21 protein-coding genes are annotated in these 22788 nt (G+C 61.9%); 9 read left to right on the top strand and 12 right to left on the bottom strand.

The genetic code is table 11. The features are described from left to right. Positions 1 to 17 precede the first annotated feature (17 nt). Both sufB and AB4Z25_RS03785 read right to left on the bottom strand, forming a co-directional pair. Entirely contained in the window at positions 18 to 1487 is a 1470-nt protein-coding gene (sufB, locus tag AB4Z25_RS03790; protein ID WP_112539212.1) for a Fe-S cluster assembly protein SufB, read from the bottom strand. Between the two features lie 144 nt (positions 1488 to 1631). Next, entirely contained in the window at positions 1632 to 2798 is a 1167-nt protein-coding gene (locus tag AB4Z25_RS03785; protein ID WP_112539213.1) for a cysteine desulfurase family protein, read from the bottom strand. A 204-nt stretch (positions 2799 to 3002) separates the two neighbouring features. On the opposite strand from AB4Z25_RS03785, the gene AB4Z25_RS03780 reads away from it, so the two are divergent. Next, positions 3003 to 3680 (top strand): alpha/beta hydrolase, encoded by a 678-nt coding sequence (locus AB4Z25_RS03780; protein ID WP_112516181.1) that lies wholly within the window; start codon positions 3003 to 3005, stop codon positions 3678 to 3680. On the opposite strand, the gene AB4Z25_RS03775 is transcribed toward AB4Z25_RS03780, so the two are convergent. Further along, complete coding sequence (locus AB4Z25_RS03775) at positions 3677 to 4156, bottom strand: GNAT family N-acetyltransferase (RefSeq protein ID WP_112539382.1); 480 nt, start codon at positions 4154 to 4156, stop codon at positions 3677 to 3679. The two genes, AB4Z25_RS03780 and AB4Z25_RS03775, sit on opposite strands and share 4 nt — an antisense overlap. Before the next feature lie 16 nt (positions 4157 to 4172). Further along, positions 4173 to 5315 (bottom strand): anhydro-N-acetylmuramic acid kinase, encoded by a 1143-nt coding sequence (locus tag AB4Z25_RS03770; protein WP_442207865.1) that lies wholly within the window; start codon positions 5313 to 5315, stop codon positions 4173 to 4175. 120 nt (positions 5316 to 5435) lie between these two features. Here AB4Z25_RS03770 and tyrS point away from each other — a divergent pair, with 120 nt between their 5' ends. Then, positions 5436 to 6692 (top strand): tyrosine--tRNA ligase, encoded by a 1257-nt coding sequence (gene tyrS / locus AB4Z25_RS03765; RefSeq protein ID WP_112539214.1) that lies wholly within the window; start codon positions 5436 to 5438, stop codon positions 6690 to 6692. A 48-nt stretch (positions 6693 to 6740) separates the two neighbouring features. Here tyrS and AB4Z25_RS03760 read toward each other — a convergent pair whose 3' ends face one another. Beyond that, on the bottom strand, positions 6741 to 10142 hold the full coding sequence (locus AB4Z25_RS03760; RefSeq protein ID WP_442207864.1) for a YhdP family protein: 3402 nt from the start codon (positions 10140 to 10142) through the stop codon (positions 6741 to 6743). A 116-nt stretch (positions 10143 to 10258) separates the two neighbouring features. Between AB4Z25_RS03760 and AB4Z25_RS03755 the strand changes: the two genes are divergently transcribed. The 5 genes from AB4Z25_RS03755 to AB4Z25_RS03735 all read left to right on the top strand — a co-directional run bounded on the left by AB4Z25_RS03755 (position 10259) and on the right by AB4Z25_RS03735 (position 15061). After that, a complete protein-coding gene (locus tag AB4Z25_RS03755; protein WP_112539216.1) occupies positions 10259 to 10732 on the top strand; it encodes a peroxiredoxin family protein in 474 nt (157 codons plus the stop codon). Further along, complete coding sequence (locus AB4Z25_RS03750; protein WP_112387282.1) at positions 10729 to 11553, top strand: ferritin-like domain-containing protein; 825 nt, start codon at positions 10729 to 10731, stop codon at positions 11551 to 11553. Before AB4Z25_RS03755 ends, AB4Z25_RS03750 begins: the two co-directional genes overlap by 4 nt. Before the next feature lie 101 nt (positions 11554 to 11654). Beyond that, positions 11655 to 12962 (top strand): M23 family metallopeptidase, encoded by a 1308-nt coding sequence (locus tag AB4Z25_RS03745; RefSeq protein WP_112539217.1) that lies wholly within the window; start codon positions 11655 to 11657, stop codon positions 12960 to 12962. Positions 12963 to 13119: 157 nt separating this feature from the next. Then, entirely contained in the window at positions 13120 to 14631 is a 1512-nt protein-coding gene (locus AB4Z25_RS03740) for a DEAD/DEAH box helicase (RefSeq protein WP_112539218.1), read from the top strand. Positions 14632 to 14638: 7 nt separating this feature from the next. Then, complete coding sequence (locus AB4Z25_RS03735) at positions 14639 to 15061, top strand: NUDIX domain-containing protein (protein WP_112539219.1); 423 nt, start codon at positions 14639 to 14641, stop codon at positions 15059 to 15061. Here AB4Z25_RS03735 and AB4Z25_RS03730 read toward each other — a convergent pair whose 3' ends face one another. The 7 genes from AB4Z25_RS03730 to AB4Z25_RS03700 are packed head-to-tail and all read right to left on the bottom strand — an operon-like array spanning position 15062 to position 20756. Further along, on the bottom strand, positions 15062 to 15379 hold the full coding sequence (locus AB4Z25_RS03730) for a TfoX/Sxy family protein (RefSeq protein WP_112539220.1): 318 nt from the start codon (positions 15377 to 15379) through the stop codon (positions 15062 to 15064). It abuts the gene before it with no gap. 1 nt (position 15380) lies between these two features. Then, positions 15381 to 17015 carry an NTP transferase domain-containing protein gene (locus AB4Z25_RS03725; RefSeq protein ID WP_112539221.1) on the bottom strand — a complete coding sequence of 545 codons (1635 nt, stop codon included), beginning with the start codon at positions 17013 to 17015 and terminating at the stop codon, positions 15381 to 15383. Beyond that, positions 17012 to 17719: an XdhC family protein gene (locus AB4Z25_RS03720; RefSeq protein WP_112539222.1), complete on the bottom strand. Its 708-nt coding sequence runs from the start codon at positions 17717 to 17719 to the stop codon at positions 17012 to 17014. The genes AB4Z25_RS03725 and AB4Z25_RS03720 overlap by 4 nt, the downstream gene beginning before the upstream one ends. Further along, on the bottom strand, positions 17719 to 18048 hold the full coding sequence (locus AB4Z25_RS03715) for an XdhC family protein (protein ID WP_112539223.1): 330 nt from the start codon (positions 18046 to 18048) through the stop codon (positions 17719 to 17721). The genes AB4Z25_RS03720 and AB4Z25_RS03715 overlap by 1 nt, the downstream gene beginning before the upstream one ends. Next, on the bottom strand, positions 18045 to 19307 hold the full coding sequence (locus tag AB4Z25_RS03710) for a vWA domain-containing protein (RefSeq protein WP_112539224.1): 1263 nt from the start codon (positions 19305 to 19307) through the stop codon (positions 18045 to 18047). Before AB4Z25_RS03710 ends, AB4Z25_RS03715 begins: the two co-directional genes overlap by 4 nt. Positions 19308 to 19310: 3 nt before the next feature. Further along, positions 19311 to 20240 carry an AAA family ATPase gene (locus tag AB4Z25_RS03705; RefSeq protein ID WP_112539225.1) on the bottom strand — a complete coding sequence of 310 codons (930 nt, stop codon included), beginning with the start codon at positions 20238 to 20240 and terminating at the stop codon, positions 19311 to 19313. 21 nt (positions 20241 to 20261) lie between these two features. Then, positions 20262 to 20756, bottom strand: a complete 495-nt coding sequence (locus AB4Z25_RS03700; protein ID WP_112516167.1) for a flavin reductase — start codon at positions 20754 to 20756, stop codon at positions 20262 to 20264. A 172-nt stretch (positions 20757 to 20928) separates the two neighbouring features. Here AB4Z25_RS03700 and AB4Z25_RS03695 point away from each other — a divergent pair, with 172 nt between their 5' ends. Both AB4Z25_RS03695 and rpe read left to right on the top strand, forming a co-directional pair. Then, positions 20929 to 22005, top strand: a complete 1077-nt coding sequence (locus AB4Z25_RS03695) for an ABC transporter substrate-binding protein (protein ID WP_112539384.1) — start codon at positions 20929 to 20931, stop codon at positions 22003 to 22005. Between the two features lie 88 nt (positions 22006 to 22093). Beyond that, positions 22094 to 22771 carry a ribulose-phosphate 3-epimerase gene (gene rpe, locus AB4Z25_RS03690; protein WP_112539226.1) on the top strand — a complete coding sequence of 226 codons (678 nt, stop codon included), beginning with the start codon at positions 22094 to 22096 and terminating at the stop codon, positions 22769 to 22771. Positions 22772 to 22788: the final 17 nt, after the last annotated feature.

The following is a 22788-nucleotide window of genomic DNA, read 5'->3' as shown; positions in this document are numbered from 1 at the left end:
AGTCAATCGCGACGGCGTCAGCCGACAGACCCCTCGAGCGAGATGCTGATCAGCTTCTGCGCTTCGACGGCGAATTCCATCGGCAGTTCCTGCAGGACTTCCTTGACGAAGCCGTTGACGATCAGGGCGATCGCCGCTTCGGTCGGGATGCCGCGCTGCAGGCAGTAGAACAGCTGGTCTTCGGAGATTTTCGAGGTGGTCGCCTCGTGCTCAAACTGCGCCGTCGAATTCTTCGCCTCGATATAGGGCACCGTGTGAGCGCCGCACTTGTCGCCGATCAGCAGCGAGTCACACTGCGTGAAGTTGCGGGCGTTGGACGCCTTGCGGTGGGCCGAAACCTGGCCGCGATAGGTGTTCTGCGAGACGCCGGCGGCGATACCCTTGGAAACGATGCGGCTCGACGTGTTCTTGCCGAGATGGATCATCTTGGTGCCGCTATCGATCTGCTGATGACCGTTGGAAACGGCGATCGAGTAGAACTCGCCTCTGGAATCGTCACCGCGCAGAATGCAAGACGGGTATTTCCAGGTGATGGCAGAACCGGTCTCGACCTGCGTCCACGAGATCTTCGACCGGTCGCCACGGCAATCGCCGCGCTTGGTGACGAAGTTGTAGATGCCGCCCTTGCCCTGTGCATCGCCCGGGTACCAGTTCTGGACGGTCGAATACTTGATCTCGGCATCATCGAGCGCAACGAGCTCGACGACAGCCGCGTGCAGCTGGTTTTCATCGCGCTGCGGCGCCGTGCAGCCTTCGAGGTAGGACACATAGGCGCCTTCCTCGGCAATGATCAGCGTCCGCTCGAACTGGCCGGTGTTCTTCTCATTGATGCGGAAATAGGTCGACAGTTCCATCGGGCAGCGAACGCCCTTGGGAACGAAGACGAACGAACCGTCGGTGAAGACAGCCGAGTTCAGCGTCGCATAGTAGTTGTCTGATGTCGGAACGACGGAGCCGAGATACTTCTGAACCAGCTCCGGGTGCTCGCGGATCGCTTCGGAGATCGACATGAAGATCACGCCGGCCTTCTTCAGCTCCGCCTTGAAGGTGGTGACGACGGAGACGCTGTCGAAGACGGCATCGACGGCGATCCGGGGCTTTTCGACGCCGGCCAGGATTTCCTGTTCCTTCAAGGGAATGCCGAGCTTTTCGTAGACCTTGAGAATCTCGGGATCGACTTCGTCAAGCGACTTCGGGCCTGGCGTGCTCTTCGGCGCGGCATAGTAATAGAGATCGTTGAAATCGATCTTCGGATAATCGACGCGTGCCCAGCTGGGCTCTTCCATCGTCAGCCAACGCTTGTAAGCCTCAAGGCGCGATTCCAGCATCCATTCCGGCTCTTGCTTCTTGGCAGAGATGAAGCGGATGATGTCTTCGGACAGGCCCTTGGGTGCCTTGTCCATTTCGATGATGGTCTCGAAACCGTATTTGTACTGATCGACGTCAATCTCGCGGACGCGATCAACCGTTTCTTGTACGGCTGGCATGTCGTTCTCCAATCTCGCCGGGTAAAGGGCCGGCAGGCTGTCGTGCGGGCATTTTTTTGATTGCCCCTTATGTAGTGGGCCAAAAGGGCCTTTTCAGCCCTGATGGCAAGCGGAAATTTCCGTTTCCGCAATTTTCTGAGGCGCTCAGGCCGCCTCTCCGGCCGGCCTTCGCCGCCCGGCAATTTTCGCAAAGGCGCCGAGCGCCCGGTCTATGTCTTCGTCGCTGGTCGCAAAGCCGAGCGAGATGCGCAGCGCGCCCAGTTTCGGATCGTGGCCCATGGCGACGAGAACATGGCTTTCGCCGACCTTGCCCGATGAGCAGGCCGAACCCGCCGAAATCGCCACACCTTCGAGATCGAAGGCGATCTGACCTGTCTCAGCTTTCAGTCCGGGCAGCGTGAAAAATGTCGTGTTCGACACCCGTGGACCATCGGCACCGTAGATGACGACGTCGGGTGCTGCACTGCGCATGCCGTCTTCCAAATGGCGCTGCAAGGCCGCGATGCGCGCGTTCCGTTCGGCAAAGTCCGAAAGAGCCGCAGCGGCTGCGGCCCCGAAACCAACGGTAGCCAGTGAATTCTCTGTCCCCGAGCGGTGCCCCTTCTCCTGCCCGCCGCCATGGATCAGCGGCTTCGGCATCAGGACTTCGCCGCGCGACACCAGTGCGCCAGCACCTTTCGGGCCTCCGAGCTTGTGGGACGACAGGATCAAAAAGTCGGCGCCAAGCGTGTTGATGTCGATCTCGACACGGCCTGCCGCCTGAACCGCATCGACGACCAGCAGCCCGCGATGCGCCTTGACGATTTCTGCAGCCTCACGGATCGGCTGGATGATGCCGGTCTCGTTATTGGCCAGCATGATCGCCACCATCGGCAGGCCAGACGCCACGTCATGATTGGCCAGCAGCGCCTGAAGCGCCTCAAGGTCGACCACACCTTCCGATGTGACCGGAATTTCGCTGGCCTTGTCCTTCGAAAAGCGTCCGACCTCCCGCACGGCCGGATGTTCGACGGCGCTATAATAGAGATGCCCGACTGCGAGAGGCGTGCGCCCCATGCGGAATTCCGGCGTCAGCACCATATTCGCCGCTTCCGTGGCTCCGCTGGTCAGCACCACATGCGAAGCCTCGGCGCCGACAAGCGCTGCGACCTGACGGCGCGCGCCCTCGATCGCGGCCCTGACGGCACGGCCCTCGGCGTGCACGGAATTCGGATTGCCAAACAGATCCATGGCGCGCAGCATGGCCTCGCGCACTGCAGGATGCAGTGGCGCCGTCGCGTTCCAATCAAGATAAAGGCGGGGCAACGCCATGATCTCAGGTCCTGCGTTTGGTTTCTGCTTTGGCCGCCCGGCTCATTTTTCTTGAAATTTCCGTCGGGCTTGCCGTATGACACGTTCCACACGACGTGGCTTGCCATGCAAAGTTTCGAATTGTTCTAAACTGCGTTTTAGAAAAGCTGACAACGTCCGTCAAGTCTGCGCAGTCCGAACGCGAAAATAAAACCCGGAGTACCGATGCCCGAAGTCATTTTCAACGGCCCAGCCGGCCGTCTTGAAGGCCGCTACCAGCCCTCCAAGGAAAAAAGCGCCCCGATTGCCCTCATCCTGCATCCGCACCCGCAGTTCGGCGGCACGATGAACAATCAGATCGTCTACCAGCTCTTCTACATGTTCCAGAAGCGCGGCTTCACGACACTGCGCTTCAATTTCCGTGGCATCGGCCGCAGCCAGGGCGAATTCGACCACGGCGCCGGCGAACTTTCGGATGCCGCTTCGGCGCTGGACTGGGTGCAGAGCCTGCATCCCGATTCGAAGACCTGCTGGGTTGCCGGCTATTCCTTCGGCTCCTGGATCGGCATGCAGCTTCTGATGCGCCGCCCGGAGATCGAAGGCTTCATGTCGATTGCCCCGCAGCCGAACACCTACGACTTCTCGTTCCTGGCGCCCTGCCCGTCCTCGGGCCTGATCATCAACGGCGATTCGGACAAGGTTGCGCCTGAAAAGGACGTCAACGGCCTCGTCGAGAAGCTGAAGACCCAGAAGGGCATCCTGATCACCCACCGCACGGTGCCCGGTGCCAACCACTTCTTCAACGGCCAGGTCGAGCCGCTGATGGCCGAATGCGAGGATTACCTCGATCGCCGCCTGAACGGCGAACTGGTGCCGGAACCCGCTGCCAAGCGCATCCGCTAGGAATTGCTATTCGTGGCGCCCATCTCGAAGGTCGGCGCCACGAAGCCATCAATATGGCGCGGCGCAATCTGCCGCATCCCGGCCTTTCGCAAAACATGCTGCGACGCATGATTGTCCGGATGGGTGAAGGCGATCAGCCGGCCCATGTTTCTTGCCGAAAACCAATCGATCAGTGCCCGGGCCACTTCCGTCGCAAAGCCATTGCCCCACTCATCTTCGCGAAACGCGTAACCCATCTCGTATTCGCCGGTTTCCCGATCGTGCAGCGATATCCCCGCGCGCCCGATAAAGCGGCCATCGTCCCTGCTGAGAACCTTGTATTTCGTCGTCCCGTCCTCTGCCTGTTCACGAAACCATTGACCGATCCGTTCCTCGCAGCGCGTCATGTTCCAAGGCTCGCCACCGGACATGAAGCGGCTCGTCGCCATGGTCGAATGCAGGTCATGCACCAGCCGCGCATCATCCGGCTGCCACATCACGAGGCGCGTCCGTTCAGTCTCGAGAATGGTCTCCACGTCTCACCTCCGCAAGCACTCCACCACTGACAGGCTCCCGCACACCCGTCGTTCCCGGATAGGTCAGCGGCAATCCTTCGAGCGAGCGGACTGCCAGATAGGCCCAGGCCTCCGCTTCCATCGCATCACCATTGAAACCGGCATCCTCGGCGGAAATCACCGCTGCGTCCTGCCTCGCAGCGAGTTGCGTCAGGTCACGCATGATCACCCGGTTCAGCCGCCCGCCGCCACAGATCACATAGAGCGCAGGCGTCACCGGAAGGTGACCGGCGGATTTGATGATCGAGGCAGCGGCCACATAGGCAAGCGTGCGTGCGCCATCGGCGAGCTCCACATCGCTACCTGAAGGCGGCAGAAAATCGTTGCGGTCGAGCGAGCGGCGTTTCGCGGCAGTAAAGAACGGGCTCGCGAGATAGCGCTCTGCCAGATCATCGGCGATACGCCCCTCCGAGGCGATCATCCCGCCCTGATCGAAGGGAATGCCGGCATGCGTCTCCACCCACTGGTCGATCAGCGTATTGCCGGGACCGCTGTCATAGGCGATCACCGTCCCGTCAGCACCGACATAGGTCAGGTTCGAGATCCCGCCGATATTGACGAAACAGACCGGCAGTTTGGCGCCGTCTATGTTGGCAGCCAGTGCCGCGTGATAGGCGGGAACCAGCGGTGCACCCTGTCCGCCATGCACCATGTCGTTGGCGCGCATGTCGAAAACCGTGGCAATCCCGGTTTCATTCGCCAGCAGCGCGCCATCGCCGATCTGGACGGTCAGCGCCTCGTCTGGACGATGCAGAATGGTCTGGCCGTGAAAACCGAGCACATCCACCGCTCCGGCCGCGATCCCGTTCGTGTCGAGAAATTTCCTAACGGCAGCCACATGCCGTAGCGTCAGCTCGCGCTCGATGTCAGCGAGATCACCCGGCCGTTCGCTTCGCTTCCTGATCGTCTTTGCCTGTTCGAGCGCTAGTTTCAGCCGGTTGCGGAATGAAGCATCATAGCCGACGCCCAGAAACGGCCCGCGCTCGACGACGCCCGCGCCGTCCGTCCGGAGCAGAGCCACATCGATACCGTCCATCGACGTGCCGCTCATCAGGCCGATCGCGGTTCTCACTCCGGGCATGCTTCCTCCAAAAACTCTGCGGCCGAATAGTGCACTTTCGGCAAAACAGTGCTAAACGCGCCGCGGCGCTTCAACAAGTGCCGATCGCAATTCCCTCCGAAGCCTCAAGAGACGAAGTTCATGTCCGAGTTCAAATCCGATTTCCTGCGCACTCTGAAAGAGCGCGGCTTCATTCATCAGATCTCCGATGAATCCGGCCTCGACGATCTTCTCGCCAAGGAAACCGTGACGGCTTATATCGGCTATGACCCGACGGCCTCGAGCCTTCACGTCGGCCACCTGACGCAGATCATGATGCTGCACTGGTTCCAGGCGACCGGCCATCGTCCGATCTCGCTGATGGGCGGCGGCACCGGCATGGTCGGCGACCCCTCGTTCAAGGAGGAAGCGCGCAAGCTGATGACGATCGACATGATCGAAGACAATATCGCCTCGATCAAGCGCTGCTTCTCGAACTACCTCGACTACGGCAAGCCTGCCAATGCGGCGCTGATGATCAACAATGCCGAGTGGCTCCGCTCGCTGAACTACCTCGAATTCCTGCGCGATGTCGGCCGTCACTTCTCGGTCAACCGCATGCTGTCCTTCGACAGCGTCAAGACGCGCCTCGACCGCGAACAGTCGCTGTCCTTCCTCGAATTCAACTACATGATCCTTCAGGCCTACGACTTCGTCGAGCTTGCCAAGCGCTACGACTGCCGCCTGCAGATGGGCGGTTCTGACCAGTGGGGCAACATTATCAACGGTATCGATCTCGGTCACCGCATGGGGACAGAGCAGCTCTACGCGCTGACCTCGCCGCTTTTGACCACCTCCTCGGGCGCCAAGATGGGCAAGTCGGCCTCGGGCGCCGTGTGGCTGAATGCCGAACTGCTGCCGGTCTATGACTTCTGGCAGTACTGGCGCAACACCGAGGATGCCGATGTTCCGCGCTTCCTCAAGCTGTTCACCACCCTGCCGATGGATGAAATCGCCCGCCTCTCGGCGATCGGCGGCGCAGAGCTGAACGAGGTCAAGAAGATCCTCGCGACCGAAGTGACGGCTATCCTGCATGGCCGTGCAGCGGCCGAGCAGGCAGCTGAAACCGCCCGCAAGACCTTCGAGGAAGGCGCGCTTTCCGACAATCTTCCGTCGGTCGAAATTCCATCCGCCGAACTGGATGCCGGTCTCGGCCTGCTCTCCCTGATCGTCCGCGCCGGCCTCGCCGCATCGAACGGCGAGGCGCGTCGTCATGTCCAGGGCGGCGCAATCCGCATCAACGATCAGGCCGTCAGCGATGAGCGCAAGGTGATCGGCAACAGCGAGATCACCGCCGATGGCGTCATCAAGCTGTCGCTCGGCAAGAAGAAGCACATACTGATCCGTCCCGCTGCCTGATAGGCGGGCAATCAGCCATCATCGAAAGCCGGCCTCGCGCCGGCTTTTTTATTGGAATTCGAAGATGTTGCGGAAGACGCCGGGCGCGATGATCGACAGCGGATTGATCTGCAGGTTCGGCTTGTCGAACTTGCCCGTCAGCTTGAAGGTGATGCCGATCAGGCCGCGATCGGAACCGTTGCCGAGAATGATGCCGATAACCGGCAATTCTGCGAAGAGGCGGTTCAGCCCATAGGCCGGCATGAAGGTACCGGTCATGTCCATATTGCCTTTCGGATCGCGGATGGTGCCCTGAAAGGTCGCGCCGATCTGCTCGCCGCGCACCACACCGTTCTCGATGCTGATAATGCCGTTCTGCGACACGATGCGGGCAAAGCCGCGCTGGAAGCGCTGTGCCGATGTATCGATATCGCGCTTGACCGCCGAATTCAGGCTTCGCTGGTCCTGGCCGACAGGGGTCGAGACGATCGAATGCAGCCTGTCTTCATTGACGATCGAAAACCGCCGGACATCGGCAGAACCATCCCAGCCGCCATTGCCGAAGCGCACCGTCATGTTGAGCAGCCCGCCGCGCATATGCTTGTAAAAATCGGCAAAGCGCGACACGGAGCCAGCGTCACCGGTCGTGACGTTCAGGATCCGCCCGTCCTTCATCTGCGTGACTACCGCCTCGCCGCTATCGGTCACGCCTGAAAGGTTGAGGACCTGCAGATCGCCGTCGCGCATCATGTAGAGCGCATCGAGGCTGCGCAGACGCTCGTCATTGAAGCCGACCACCTGTCCGAGTTTGGCGCGCACAGTGATGTCGCCGCCGCTGTCGGACTTCCCGTCGCCGTCGCCGCTACCGTTCTGGCCGTTCTTCAACCTGGCCAGGATCGGCCGCGCATCCGCGGTATCGCCAGAAACCGAGACTTCGAAGACACCCTTGGCGCGGCGGATGGAGATTGCGAAATCGTCGAGCGACGACAATTTCACGCTATCGAATGTCGCAGAAGTGAGTCCGCCCTTGCTGACCACGAGCGAACCGCTGGCGCCAAAACCGTCACCCTTCAACTTGAAATTCTTGACCTGCGTATTGTCTGCCGGACCGGATATCTCGAAGTCCGCCCCAGCCGGAATGCCCGCGCCTTTCGACCATCCGATCCACGGAAGCTGCAGCGTCGAGCGCGACAGGTCGATACTGACGGCCTGACGGTCGTTGTCGATCCGCGTCAGCTCTACCTTGATGCTGCCGTCGATGATGCCTGACAGACCGGGCAACAGTTTTTCACGCTGGTCGTTGGTCAATGTCGCGGTGATTTCGCGCTCCGGCGAGATGCCCGAATTCTTGTCGACCGGCTCCAGCAGCGAAATATCAGCGGGAACGCCGTCGATCTGCCCCTTGCCGTCGAGCGTGACCTGTTTCGGATCAGCGTTGAGCGTGCCATCGAGATTGGTGATCTTGCGGCCGGATACCGGCTTGGCGACATCGACGCCCGAAAGCTGCATCGACGCCTTCCAGTCCGGTGGTGGCGGGTTCTGGGCGCTGACCAGTCCGAAACGGGCCTGTACCGTCGCGCTGATCTTGCCGCTGAGATCCTGCGGCACGAGGTTGGCGCGCTGCAGCACCTGCACGGGCTTATAGGTAAGCAGTTCGCCGACGGCATCGGCAGCCCCCGATATGGCAAGCTGCATCTCCGCCATCAGCGGCTTGTCGTAAGTCGCCGGCAGCACGAACGTGCCTTCGCCGAGATCCACCGTACGCCCGGACGGAAAGAACGACCGCCCGCTTTTGATCGACACCGTCGCCCGCGGTCCCTTGAGATCGAAATGCGCCGCCGTATCGCGGATCGGCGGAATATCGCCGGCAACGTTCATCCGCGCATTGGCGATATCGAAATCGATCTTGATCTGGTTCTCGTCAAGCTTCAGCCCCTTGCCGACAGCCTCGTCCAGCCTGCCGAAGGGGATGAAGACCGAAATCGAGGCATCGCTCACCGTTCCGCCGAACAGGTTCTTCAACACCCAGTCGCGCGCCTTCGGCGCCATCCAGAACGGCCAGAGCTGCTTGATCGCCGCCGTCTGCAATTGCTGCGACTGCCCGGCAAAGCTTATCTCCGGCGAGACGTTGCCGAATTTCACATGCAGAGCGCCGTAAAGCTGTCCAAGTGGACTGGAGGCCGTGATGCCCGGGAATTGCAATTCGCGGGTAGCGACCATTAAGCGGCCGCTAGCCTGGATATCGAAGGGCACCGGCTGCTCACCGGAGCCAACGGGCGAAGCGCTGCCGCCGCTGACCAGGAGATCGACCCCGAAACCCTTGCCGGCCGCTGGATCGAGCCGGTCGAGATCGATCAGCGCACCGTTGAACGGCACCGACGTGGCGCCGAACTGCCCGTGTGACTTGGCGATCTCGATCGTCTGCTTCTTGAAGTCGTAATCGAGATTGATCTGCCCGCTGGTGAGTTCCTGCTGGTCGCCGTCGACATAGATCAGACCGGGCGCAAGCGTAATGCCGGCGCTCAGCGCGGGATCGGTACCCTCGCCGTCTCTCGCTGCCGACACCGTAAAATCGGCAAATGCATTGACCCCCTGCCGGATCTCGCCAAGTACGTTCCGCTTGATGGCAAACGGCGTGACATCGGCGTGGCTGAGCTTGGCGGTAAAGCGCTGGGTCTTGCCGTCGCCGTTGTCGGCCTGGACATCGAGCATCGCCGGCTCGCCGTTGATCGAGATCTGACCGGCCAGATGCAGCGCGGTTGCCGAAGGACGGGAAAAAACGAGATCATCGACAACGATCGACAGCGGCCCGTTGGCGGTGTCGGCGATCTTGATGTCGATGCCTGAAATACGGATGCTGTCCGTACCGCCCCGCTGTGCGAAACTGTCGAACAGGTCAAGATGGGAGAAAGCCGCTTCCAGCGCCTCAGGGATCTGATCGACCCGCAGATTTTCGAGCTTTACCGGATTGCCGGAAGGCAGAAGCGCCGTATCGAGTGCAATATCCTCGGCCTCGACATCGGCAATCGCTATCCGCCCGCGAAACAGCGCCAGCGGATTGAGAGCCATGCGCATTGCACCTGTCGTCGACAGATGCTGGCCGCTTTGCTGGTCGATCATGTTGACGTTACGCGCTTCGAGAGCCAGCCGAAGACCGGAGGTGAAACGGATCACGGTCGATCCGACCTCGGCCCTGTATCGCGGACCGATCGCCGAATTGAGCGCCATCTGCGCCTGCTTCGAGAGCGTCTGATCGACCATTCCGCTTTCGATGACGGCGGCGATGACAGCCAGAATGAGGACAAGCACGGCAAAACATCCGCCGGTCCATCCGGCGGTGCGCCGCAGCTTGGAGCGCGGCGGCGGGCAATGCACGATCATGGGATCTTCGGTTTGGGCCGAAGGGAGTTCATGCAAGGCGACGATGTCTTTCTTGCGAAACGTAACTTTTTCGCCGCGGATCGCCGACATACGTCTTGGGTAACTCCTTAAATTCCACTTTCCGGTCTAGCTCGCCCGGTACTCGCCCAATATATATCGGCTGGGTTAAGTGTCACCCATAAACCCGGCAAAAGAAAGGTTTCCACATGGCGGATATCGGCATCGGCGCCGAAGCCCCGGACTTCGACCTCCCGCGTGATGGCGGCGGCCGCGTATCGCTCGCAGAATTCAGGGGCAAACCTCTGGTTCTGTTCTTCTATCCGAAAGATGACACGGCGGGCTGCACCGCCGAATCGATCGGCTTCACGGAACTCGCGGGCGAATTCGAAAAGGCCGGTGCCGGGCTCGTCGGCATGTCGCCCGACTCGGTCAAATGCCACGAGCGTTTCATCAGGAAACATAGCCTCGCCGTCGCGCTTGCTTCGGATGAGGAAAAGACCGTGCTGCAGACCTATGGCGTGTGGAAACAGAAGAGCATGTACGGCCGCACCTATATGGGCGTCGAGCGCACCACCTTCCTGATCCGCGCCGACGGCACCATTGCCACCATCTGGCAGAAGGTCAAAGTGCCCGGCCATGCAGAGGCAGTGTTGCAGGCCGTCAAGAACCTCGCCGCATGACCGCACTGACGATGACGTCGTTGCGAGGTGGCGCGATCGACGCCATCCGCTCCGCCGATCTCGACAGGAAGACGGAGCTCGCCCAGGAAGCAGCGACGCGCTGGTTCGAGCGCCGGATTTCGCTGCGCTCGCCGCTCGATCCCCCATTGCCGGAGCGGCCGGGCCGCCCGGAGAAACCCAAGCTTGTTCCGCCGACCCAGGTTGAGAAGCGCTCGCTGCACACGGTTCACGGCCGTATCGCCCTGCTTCATTCGATCGCCCATATCGAACTCAACGCCGTCGATCTGGCCCTCGACATCGTCGCCCGCTTCGCCACCGAACCGGTGCCGAACTCCTTCTTCGACGGTTGGATGCAGGTTGCCTTCGAGGAAGCCAAGCATTTCCGCATGGTCCGCGACAGGCTGCGAGACCTCGGCGCCGACTACGGCGATGTTCCGGCCCATGACGGGCTCTGGCAGGCGGCGCACTCCACCCGCAACGACCTGACCGCCCGGCTCGCCGTCGTCCCACTCATTCTCGAAGCACGCGGCCTCGACGTCACGCCGTCGCTGCAGGCGAAGATGCGCGAAACCGGCGACCTTGAAAGCGCCGCCATCCTCGATGTGATCTACAACGATGAAAAGGGCCATGTTGCGATCGGCGCCAAGTGGTTCCGCTTCCTCTGCGCCCGCGAACGCCGAGATCCCGCTCAGACCTTCCGAGAGCTCGTCCGGGCAAACTTCCGCGGCCCGCTGAAACCGCCTTTCAACGACCTGGCGCGTGCCGAAGCCGGACTGACACCATCATTCTACCGTTCATTGACATCGACAAGCAGCGGCTGAACCGTTGCGTGCGCCGGCTCCATGGCCGAAGTAATTTGTTAACCTTAACAGTGTGTAATCAACCCAATTGAAGCACGGGCGCATCAATTGGGAGATTCTCCGTGACGCATGCACAGCACCAGCGCGTATTCGGCAAGCGTTCACAGGAACATATCCTCATTCTGGCAAGCGGCGACAAGGTCCGCCACATGACGGTCAAGCCCTGGATGGCCGCGCTTGCCTTCTGCTTCGTGGGTGTGTTCGCCATCGGCTATCTGCTCGCAACCTCCTATCTCGTACTCCGCGACGATCTGATCGGCGCCACCATGGCCCGCCAGGCCCGGATGCAGCACGATTACGAAGACCGGATCGCAGCCTTGCGTGCCCAGGTCGACCGCGTCACCTCCCGCCAGCTGCTCGATCAGCAGGTTGTCGAGGACAAGGTCGACAAGCTGATGGAACAGCAGATGGCGCTGACCTCGCGCCATGGGAAACTCGGATCGCTGCTCGACCGGGCCGAAAGCTCCGGCCTGACGGACAAGGACGTGCAGGCGCCGGTCCAGTCCTTCGTCCCCGATACCAAGGACAAGCGCGCATCGCTTTCGGGCGGCGCCGCAGCGATCAACAAGATGCTTTCAGGCGGCAGCGAACCGGCGGACGCCACGCCTGACAATACCACCCTTGCCTATGTTCCCGCACCTGAAACCGTCGGCGACCGCGCCGACCGTCTGTTTTCCAAGGTCACGCTGTCGCTGAAAGGCGTCGAGGAAGACCAGCGTTCGCGGGTCGATCAACTGACAGCCGATGCAGGCGATGCCGCCGATGCCATTTCCAGCGTCCTGAACCGCTTCAGCATTTCAGTCCCGCAGCAGACGGCAAAAGTCGGCGATGACGACAGCGCCATCGGCGGCCCTTATGTCGAGCCGGAGAGCGAAGACGATTTCGACAATTCCCTGGTGCAACTCGACACCGCGCTGACACGGCTCGAGACCGTGCGTAACACCGCCGAATCCCTGCCCTTCCGCAATCCCGGCATCGGCAAGGACATCACAAGCCCCTTCGGCAATCGCCGCGATCCGTTCCTCGGCCGGCTGGCACTTCATTCCGGCATCGACTTCCGCTTTGCCCCTGGCGAAAAGGTTCGCCCAACGGCCGCAGGCAAGGTCATCACCGCCGGCTGGACGGGTGGCTATGGCAACATGGTGGAAGTCGATCACGGCAACGGCATTTCCACCCGCTATGGGCACATGTCGCAGATCCTGGTAAAGGTCGGCGACACCGTCGATCGTGGCGATGTTATCGGCCTTGCCGGTAGCACCGGCCGCTCCACCGGCACGCATTTGCACTATGAAGTACGCCAGAACGGCCGCGCCGTAGACCCGATGTATTTCATGAATGCAGGGTTGAAATTGGCGACCTATATAAAATAACCAAAGGCAGTAACCACAGCTTTACCTGTGCAAGGGCTGCAAGGCCCGTATTCCTTGACTTGCAAGCCGTTTGGGAATATGTCGCGCTGCATTGCGGCATGCAATCCCGCCGACTCAGCCAGAGTTCGGCCGAACCTGAACGGAAATAGTTTTCCCTTTGACGACATTTGCTGATCTTGGCTTGAGCCAAAAAGTGCTTTCCGCCGTTACCGACGCCGGCTACACGATCCCTACCCCTATTCAGGCGGGCGCAATCCCGTTCGCCCTGCAGCGCCGCGACATTTGCGGCATTGCGCAGACGGGTACGGGCAAGACGGCGTCCTTCGTTCTGCCGATGTTGTCGCTGCTGGAAAAGGGCCGTGCCCGCGCCCGCATGCCCCGCACGCTGATTCTCGAGCCGACCCGCGAACTCGCGGCCCAGGTCGCCGAGAATTTCGAGAAATACGGCAAGAACCACCGTTTGAACGTCGCCCTTCTGATCGGCGGCGTGTCCTTCGAAGAACAGGACCGCAAGCTTGAGCGCGGCGCCGACGTTCTGATCTGCACGCCCGGCCGCCTGCTCGACCATTTCGAGCGCGGCAAGCTGCTGATGAGCGGCGTCGAGATCTTCGTCATCGATGAAGCCGACCGCATGCTCGACATGGGCTTCATTCCGGATATCGAACGCATCGCCAAGATGATCCCGTTCACCCGCCAGACGCTGTTCTTCTCGGCCACCATGCCGCCGGAGATCCAGAAGCTGGCAGACCGCTTCCTGCAGAACCCGGAGCGCATCGAAGTCGCCAAGCCGGCTTCCGCTTCGAAGACCATCACCCAGCGTTTCGTCGCCACCCATGGCAAGGATTATGAGAAGCGCGCTACCCTGCGTGATCTCGTGCGCGCCCAGGAAGAGCTGAAGAACGCCATCATCTTCTGCAATCGCAAGGTGGATGTGGCCGATCTGTTCCGCTCGCTGGAGCGGCACGGCTTCTCCGTCGGCGCGCTGCATGGCGATATGGACCAGCGTTCGCGCACCACCATGCTGCAGAACTTCCGCGACGGTCAGCTCCAGCTTCTAGTCGCGTCCGACGTCGCGGCCCGCGGCCTCGACATCCCGGATGTCAGCCACGTTTTCAACTTCGATGTACCGATCCATTCGGAAGATTACGTTCACCGTATTGGCCGTACCGGCCGTGCAGGCCGCTCCGGCGCCGCCTTCACGCTGGTGACCAAGCGCGATATGAAATTCACCGATGCGATCGAAAAGCTGATCGGCGAAAAGGTCGAATGGCTGAACGGCGATCTCAGCGCCTTGCCTCCCGCAGAGGAAAGCAAGGAGACGGATCGTCCGGGACGCGGCGGCCGTGGCGACAAGAGCCGCGATCGCGATCGCGGCCGCGGCAAGGGCCGTGGCGCTTCGGGTCATAAATCTGATACCGCCGTCGAACATACTACCGCAGAAATCATCGAAGTCGCAGCACCAGCCCCAGTAAAGGTCGAAAGCGTGAAGCAAGAGCGCAAGGCAGAGAACAAGCAGCACAACAACGCGCGCAACACTCGGCCCTATCCGGCAAACGACGACTCTCGCGACCGCCGCCGCTACCGCGACCACGATGACGGTCCGACACCGGTTGGTTTCGGCGACGACATCCCTGCCTTCATGTTGATCGCAGCCAGCGCCAAGGTCTGATCCCGCGATGGGTCAGCCGGGCATCGATTTCCCAGGCCTCGGCGTAGGCCTGGTGATTTTGCGCGACGGCAAGATTCTTCTCTATAAGCGCGTCAAGGCGCCCGAACCGAGTCACTGGAGCATTCCAGGCGGCAAGGTGGATTTCATGGAATACACCGCCGAGGCCGCACGCCGCGAGGCCGAGGAAGAAACCGGCCTCGAAATCCGCACTGTCAGACTGCTTGGTCCGGCGGAGGTGCTCAGCCAGGCCGACAGGCAGCATTGGATTTCGCTGCTTTACATCGCCGACGAGTTTCGCGGCAATCCCGAGATCACTGAGCCGGATAAGCTTTCCGATTTCGGCTGGTTCGGCCGCAACGAGCTGCCGCAGCCACTCTCCGAATTTGCCCGTGCGGCAATCGATTTCCTCGGCGACACCGACCTCCGCTGACTACTCGGCCCGCAGCGCTGCCTCGTAGGCAAGCCTGACCCATTTCGCCATCTCGTCCGGATCATCATAGGCATTCTCGGGGATAGACCAGTAGGGCATCTTCACCGGATTGCCCTTCTTGCCCTCGTAGGACCACTGGCTGGCGCCGGCATCGGCAAATTCCGGCGCGCTCTTCTCGTCAGCCTTCAGGAGCATTTCATCGCGCAGTTCGATCGCGATGATCCGGCCGAGGTGATAGATGCCCTTGCCGCCGAACATACGCTTGATGGTGACAGGGCCGAGACCCTGAAACATTTCCTCGATCGCCGCCGTATCCATTTTACCCCCTCAAAATGCCACCGGCCGCCACAACAGCCTCCGGCGTATCCACGTCCAGATGCGCCGCATCGCCGATATCGACATCTATCACAGGCAATCCGGATGTCTCGATGATATGCCGCGCCCCGACATCGCCTTCAAGCCGCATCACGGCATCGCCGAGCGAGCGCGGAAGAATGACCGGGTTGCCACGCTTGCCGCAGGACACCGCGCGAACGATCGCCCGTCCGGACGCCGTGCGGAAGGCGGAAATCAGGGCGTCGAGATCGGCAGCCGTCACGCCCGGCATATCCGCGAGCATGACAAGCACGCCATCCGCGTCGCGTGCCGGCGACGCCGAAAATCCTGATATCAGCGAGCTTGCCATGCCGGACGCATAATCGGTGTTCCCGATGACCGCCACACCCAATCCGGCGAGTACAGCCTCGATCTCGCTCCCCCGGTGACCAGTCACGACGATGACGGATGCCGCATCGGCAGCGAGCGCGGTTTCGGCGGTACGGCGCACCAGCGGCTTGCCGTCGAACTCCGCCAGCAGCTTATGGGGACCACCCTCTCCCATACGGCTGGCTTTGCCGGCCGCCAAGATCACCGCAGCAACTGTCACCGGCCGGTGACGCTCCTCGGCACTGTCCCGCGGCCGCGGCCGTGTCTCGATCTCCATCAGCAACCCTCCGACACCCATGCCCGTCAGATCATGGGCATCGGGTTTCTCTCCAGCCAGGATGCGATCCAGCACCCAGTCGAAACCGTTCTCCTTCGGACTGCGGGCACAGCCCGGCGCACCGACGACATAGGTCTCCCCGATCCGCCCAAGTACCATCAGATTGCCGGGGTCCACGGGCATGCCGACGCTCAGGATCTCTCCGCCGGCCTGCCGGATCGCCGCCGGGATCACATCGTCCTCGTCAATCACGGCCGACGCCCCAAAGACGATCACGAGCTTCGGAAAGCGCTCGGCAGCCACCATTGCCTCACCGATGGCGATAGCGACGGCGTCGCGTCCGTGAGCCACACGCTGCTCGCGTGCCAACCGGTTGCCGGATGCTGCCAGCCGCCGCTCCAGAATGCACGCCGTCTTATCCATGACCACGGGTTTCAGCGACGGTAGTTCGGTGGCGACAAGCGATACCGCATATTCGGCAAAAGGCTTGACTTGGAAGGCCACCGCAGCCCGCAATGCATCGCACGCAGCCTCGACCTTGCTTCCTGGCACCGCAAGCGGAATGATCTTGAAGGTCGCCACCATATCGCCCGCCCGCACGCGCGCATGATCTCCAAGACAGGCGAGCGTGATTGCCGGATCGATACGATTGACGCGGTCGACGATGGCGCGGTCCGCGACAAACAGCCCATCGGCTGCCGCATAGACATTCACCCGCCCTGTGGCAGCCTCCGAAAACCGCAGATGATCAGGTGCAATTGCCGCCGCGAGCTGCCGTGCTGCTTCGTCTTCGCTGAGATCGCCGTCCTCGATGCGCGCTGCGGTGATATTGACAATACCGGCCCGCTGGAGCGTTTCGATATCCTCCCGCAAAACGCGGTGGCCTTTGTGCAAGGTCCGGCCGGGCAGTTTCACCGCATGCGCCAGCATCAGTCCTTCCGCACCGGTGACCGGAAACTCGCCAAATTTCATCCCATATCACCCTTCGGAGACAGGAGATTGCGCGAGCGCAACGCCTCGACGATCTGCGCCAGGATGGCAACGGCAATCTCTGCCGGACTGGCCGCGCCGATATTGAGACCGATCGGCCCGTTGATGCGCGCCAGCGTCTCATCCGGGAAATCCTCGGCCCTCAGCCGCTCGATACGCGACGCATGGGTCTTCCGGCTTCCCAGCGCGCCGACATAGAAACAGCCGCGGCGCAGCGCCTCGGCAATCGGAAAATCGTCTATCTTCGGATCGTGCGTCACCGCGACCAGCGCCGTATAGGGATCGAGCGGCTTGTCCTTCAGGACATCGACCGGCCAATCGGCCGTCAAGTCGATCCCCACAAAACGCTCCGGCGTCGCGAAAGCCGTCCGCGGATCGATGATCCTGACATCGAAGCCTGCCAGCGCTGCCATTTGCGCCAGGACCTGGCTGATATGGACCGCGCCGATGATGACCATATCAGGCGGTGGCAGATGGACGTTGAGGAAATAGCGCCTGCCACCGGCCTCCACAATGCTTGAGTGCCCTGAGCGAAAGGCAGCCGCTATGGCTTCCCCAAGCGCGCCGGAGAGCTGGTCACCTTCGGCAACAACGCTCGCCCGGCCACCACCGAGATCGGTGACGAGTGCGGCAGCGATCCGTGCCTGCCTCAAGGCATTCATCCGCTCGAGCGCCGCCAGCTCCATCAGCTGAGCCTTTCGACATAGACGCGAATCCGCCCGCCGCAGGAAAGCCCGACGCGCCAGGCCGTCTCGTCGGCGACACCGAATTCCAGCATCTTCGCTTCGCCGCTGCCGATAACATCGAGCGCTTCGGTGATGACGGAGCCTTCGACGCAGCCGCCGGAAACGGAGCCTTCGAAATTGCCATCAGCATCGATTACCAGATGGCTGCCCGCAGGCCGCGGCGCCGAACCCCAAGTCTCGATGACGGTGGCGATCGCCACATGGCGACCACTCTTCCTCCAGGCTTCCGCCGTCATCAGCGGATCGAGGCCGCCAGACATCTCGCTCATGCAGAGCCTCTCATTCTCTCCAGATACCGCCGCGGTAGGTACGCCTCGGCGCGGCCGGACCCGAGCGCCGCAGCAAGATCACTCAAGGAGGATAGATTGTGAACCGGCCGGAATTCGTCAACATGCGGCAGCATGGCGCGAACGCCGCGCGCCCGCGGCTCGAAGCCGTCGAAGCGCAACAGCGGATTGAGCCAGATCAGCCGCCGGCAGGAGCGGTGCAGCCGGTCCATCTCGGCCGAAAGCTGCTCGACGCCCTCGCGCTCCAGTCCGTCGGTAATCAGCAGCACCACGGCGCCCTGCCCCAGCACGCGCCGGCCCCAGAGGCGGTTGAACTCGTGCAGCGTCTCGCCGATCCGCGTTCCGCCCGACCAGTCGTTGACCGCGGCCGCGCATTCGTCCAGTGCCTGATCCGGATCCTTGTTGCGCATCTGCCGCGTCACGTTGGTCAGCCGCGTCCCGAACAGAAAGGTACTGACGCGGCGCCGCCGCTCGGTCAGCACATGCAGGAAGTGCAGGAAGATCCGTGTATATTGGCTCATCGAGCCGGAAATATCGGCGAGCACCACCAAGGGCGGCTGGATCTCCTTGCGCTCGCGGTAGCGCGGCAGGATCAGCGATCCTCCGGTGCGAAGGGCGGCGCGCATCGTTGCACGGGGATCGACCGTCGCGTGGCGATGCGATGGCTTGAATCTCCGGGTGGTGACACGGTCGAGCGGCAGCTGCAGGCGTGCCAGCTCTTTCTTGGCGAGTGCCATTTCCGCCGCCGACATCTGCGCAAAATCCATGCGCCGGATGATCTCGTTGCCCGACATCGTGAAGCGCGCATCGATCTCGATATCGGGCTCTTCGCGCGGCGGCTTGTCGGCGCGCCGGTCACCGAGCAGCGCATCGCTTGCCCGGGTCTCTCCCGGTCTCTGCTTTTCCTTCTCCCGCGTATCCGGCGCCCGTGGCGACATCATCGCGATCATCTTCTCGACGAGATTGCGCGATCGCCAGAAAAGCCGGAACGCTTCGTCGAAGACAGCTGCATCCTCATGCCGCTTGACGAAGACCGCCGAGAGCGCCGCATGGAACTCGTCGCGCGATCCCATGCCGATCGCTTCCACCGCCTCGATGGCGTCAGCGATCGCGGCCGGGCCAACTTTCAGTCCGGCCTTGCGCAGCGTCCGGCCGAAGAAAACGATATTGTCAGCAAACCGGCCGTCACCCAACGGAAGCGGCGGAACGACGATACCATCCTCTGCCTTCTCGCCCTGCATCGCCTATCCCGCAACCCGCAATTCGTCCTGGACATCCTTCAGCGCCCGTGCGCCCTCGCCGCCCTGAATGCGCGCGATGTCGTCCTGATATTTCAGGAGCGTGCCGATCGTGTCGGAAATCGTTTCCGGATCGAGCGCCAGCCGATCGAGCTCCGTCAGCGCCGTCGCCCAGTCGATCGTCTCGGCAACGCCTGGGTTCTTGAAGAGGTCGAGTGTCCTCAGCCGCTGCACATAGGCAACGATCTGGCGCGACAGCGTCTCGTTGCAGTGAGGCACTTTCCGGCGGATGATCTCAAGCTCCTGCTGCGCCTCGGGATAATCGACCCAGTGGTAGAGGCAGCGCCGCTTCAGGGCATCGTGCACCTCACGCGTCCGGTTTGTGGTGATGATGACGATGGGTGGTTCGTCTGCCCTGATCGTCCCGAGCTCGGGAATAGTCACCTGAAAATCGGACAGGACCTCCAGCAGGAAGGCCTCGAAGGCCTCGTCGGTACGGTCGAGCTCGTCGATCAGGAAAACCGGCGCACGCCCGTCTGTGGAGGAAAGCGCCTGCAGCACCGGGCGCCGGATCAGATAGCGTTCGGAAAAGATATCGGATTCGATCCGCGCGCGGTCGGTCAGGCCAGAGGCTTCCGAGAGCCGGATCTCCAGCATCTGTGCCGGGTAGTTCCACTCGTAGACGGCAGAGGCGACATCCAGCCCTTCGTAGCACTGCAGCCGGATCAGCGGACGCCCGAGCGCCTTGGACAGAACCTTGGCGATCTCCGTCTTGCCGACGCCCGCCCCGCCCTCGAGAAACAAGGGCCGCTTCATCTTCAATGCCAGGAAAAGCACGGTGCCGAGCGCCCGGCCCGCAAGATAATCCTGCCCGCCGAGCAGCGCGATCGTCTCATCGATCGACTGCGGCAGAAGCGGCGCGGTCTGATCAGCCATGTCTCCTCCCTTTTGGAGAAGTTATAGCGTGTGATAGTCGCGGTTCATATAGAGAAGCGCCGGTTTTGTTTCGTCAAAACGCACGCCGACCACCTCGCCGAAGATGACGTGATGCGTCGACATCTCCTTGATTTCCATGACCCGGCAATCGAAGGAGGCAAGTGAATCCGAAAGCACCGGCGCCCCGGTTACCAGCTTCTCGAACTTGCCCGTCGAGAACCTGTCCTCGTTGTCGAGCTTCATGCGTCCGGAGAAGGCATCCGCCAGCCCCTGATGATGGGCGCCCAGCGTGTTCAGCGCAAAGATGCCGCTTCGGAAGAAGATTTCATTCTTGGGGTTGCTGTTGTTGAGGCAGACGAGCACGCAGGCCGGACTGTCGGAGACGGAGCATGCGGCTGTTATCGTCACGCCGCGCTTCTGATCGCCGAGCGCCGTCGTCACCAGCTGGACATGCCCGCCAAAGCGGCTCATGGCATCGCGATACAGCGCTGGATCGATCGGTTGCCTGCTCAACACAGAAGGTCTCCTGCGGCCTCGCCGCTTGTTGTTATGTAACTAATATGGCCGCCATCGGTTACATTTTCTACAATGAACGCGACGAAATGCTGCCTATTACGCTGTTTTTCTTTGACGATTAGTATTCGCCGGATAAAAGGGCATGGACACAGGTCAGGAGCCGGCGACTTTTATGAATATTCTGCGTGGCATAGCTGCTGTTTCGATGCTGCTGATGGCGGCGCCGGCAGGCCATGCAGCTGGCATCACAATCGGCGTCGTTGCCCCCCAGGGCGGCAATCTCCAGCAGCTCGGAACCCAGATCTTCGCCGGTGCGAATTTTCAGGTCACCAAGGATGGCAACACCTTCGTCGCGGTCAACGAACCCTGCGAGGACAACAGCGGCGGCACGATTGCCGACGCGCTCATTGCTGCCAAGGTCCAGGTCGCCATCGGCTTTCTCTGCAGCGAAACGCTGGAAGGCGCCCTGCCGAAGCTGAAGGATGCCAATATCCCCGCAATCACCGTGTCCGTCCGTTCGCGTATCCTGATGGAAGATTCACTGAAGAACGGCTGGCCGCTCTTCCGTCTTGGCCCGCCTGATGGGGCTGAAGCCGCTCGCATCATCGAGGTCATCCTGCGCGACTGGGCGGCCGCGCCGATCGCCCTCATCGAGGACGGCACGATCCACGGCCGCGAACTGACCGAAGCCGTCAGGAACGCTCTTGAGCAGAACGGCCTGAAGGCGGCCTTCACCGACACCTACCGGCCGGGCCAGGAACAGCAGATCGCGCTTGTCCGCCGGCTGAAACGCGCCGGCGCCGCCAAAGTCTTCATCGGCGGCGACCGCTCGGACGTGGCGATCATCGCCCGCGATGCGGCGGCCGAAAAAATCCCGCTCGATATCCTCGGCGGCGACGCGATGCGGGCCGCCAATCAACCGCTGGCGCTGGCGGACGGCGTGCACGCTGTCGCGATCCCCGAATATGCAAGCCAGCCGGATGGTAAGGCTGCCGCCCAGCCGATGCGCGAACAGGGCATCGAACCGGAAGGCTATGTGCTTCCCGCAGCCGCAGCCGCCGCAATCGCGCAGCAGGCGGTCTCAGCGGCAAACGGCAAGCAACTCACCGATGTGCTGACCGGCACGCGCTTTGAGACACCGATCGGTCCTGTCACATTCGGAGCCAATCACGAACTGACGGATAACCCTTACCGCCTGCAGGAATGGCGCAACGGCGCCTTCACGATCCTCGGCGCGGCCTCGGAGTGATGCTGCAGATCGGGCACCTCGATCAGTTGCCCGTCGCGTCGCACACTGCTAAATCCGCGGCGAGCATCTTAACGAGAGAGAGTTCCCCATGACGCTGCCGATCCGCATCGCCCCCTCCGTCCTCGCCGCCGACTTCGCCAAGCTCGGCCAGGAAATCCGAGACGTGACCGCAGCCGGCGCCGACTGGATCCATCTCGACGTCATGGACGGTCATTTCGTTCCGAACATCTCCTTCGGCCCCGATGTCATCAAGTCCGTGCGCTCCTATACCGACGCCACCTTCGACTGCCATCTGATGATCGCGCCTGTCGATGCCTATCTCGAAGCCTTCGCCAAGGCCGGTTGCGACCGCATCACCGTCCATGCCGAAGCCGGCCCGCATCTGCACCGCTCGCTGCAGACCGTCCGCAATCTCGGCAAGAAGGTCGGCATGACGCTCAATCCGGCAACGCCGCTCTCCGTCATCGAAAACGTCATCGAGGATATCGATCTGATCCTCATTATGTCCGTGAACCCCGGCTTCGGCGGCCAGAAGTTCATTCCGGCGATGGCCGGCAAGATCGCCGCCGCCAAGTCCCTGATCGGTGACAGGCCGATCGAACTGCAGGTCGATGGCGGCGTGACACTGGAAACAGCACCCATCGTCGGCAAGGCGGGCGCCAATGTGCTCGTCGCCGGTTCGGCGATCTTCAAGGCCGGCTCGCCCGAAGCCTATCGCAGCGAGATCGCCGCATTGCGGGCGGCAGCCGAAGCCGGCCGTGTATGACGGCACTCTCCGCAATC

The sequence above is a fragment of the Rhizobium sp. RAF36 genome, from assembly GCF_052114105.1.
GTDB lineage: Bacteria > Pseudomonadota > Alphaproteobacteria > Rhizobiales > Rhizobiaceae > Rhizobium.
Note: the sequence above shows the minus strand (reverse complement) of the source record. Positions and strands in the feature narration are given on the sequence as shown.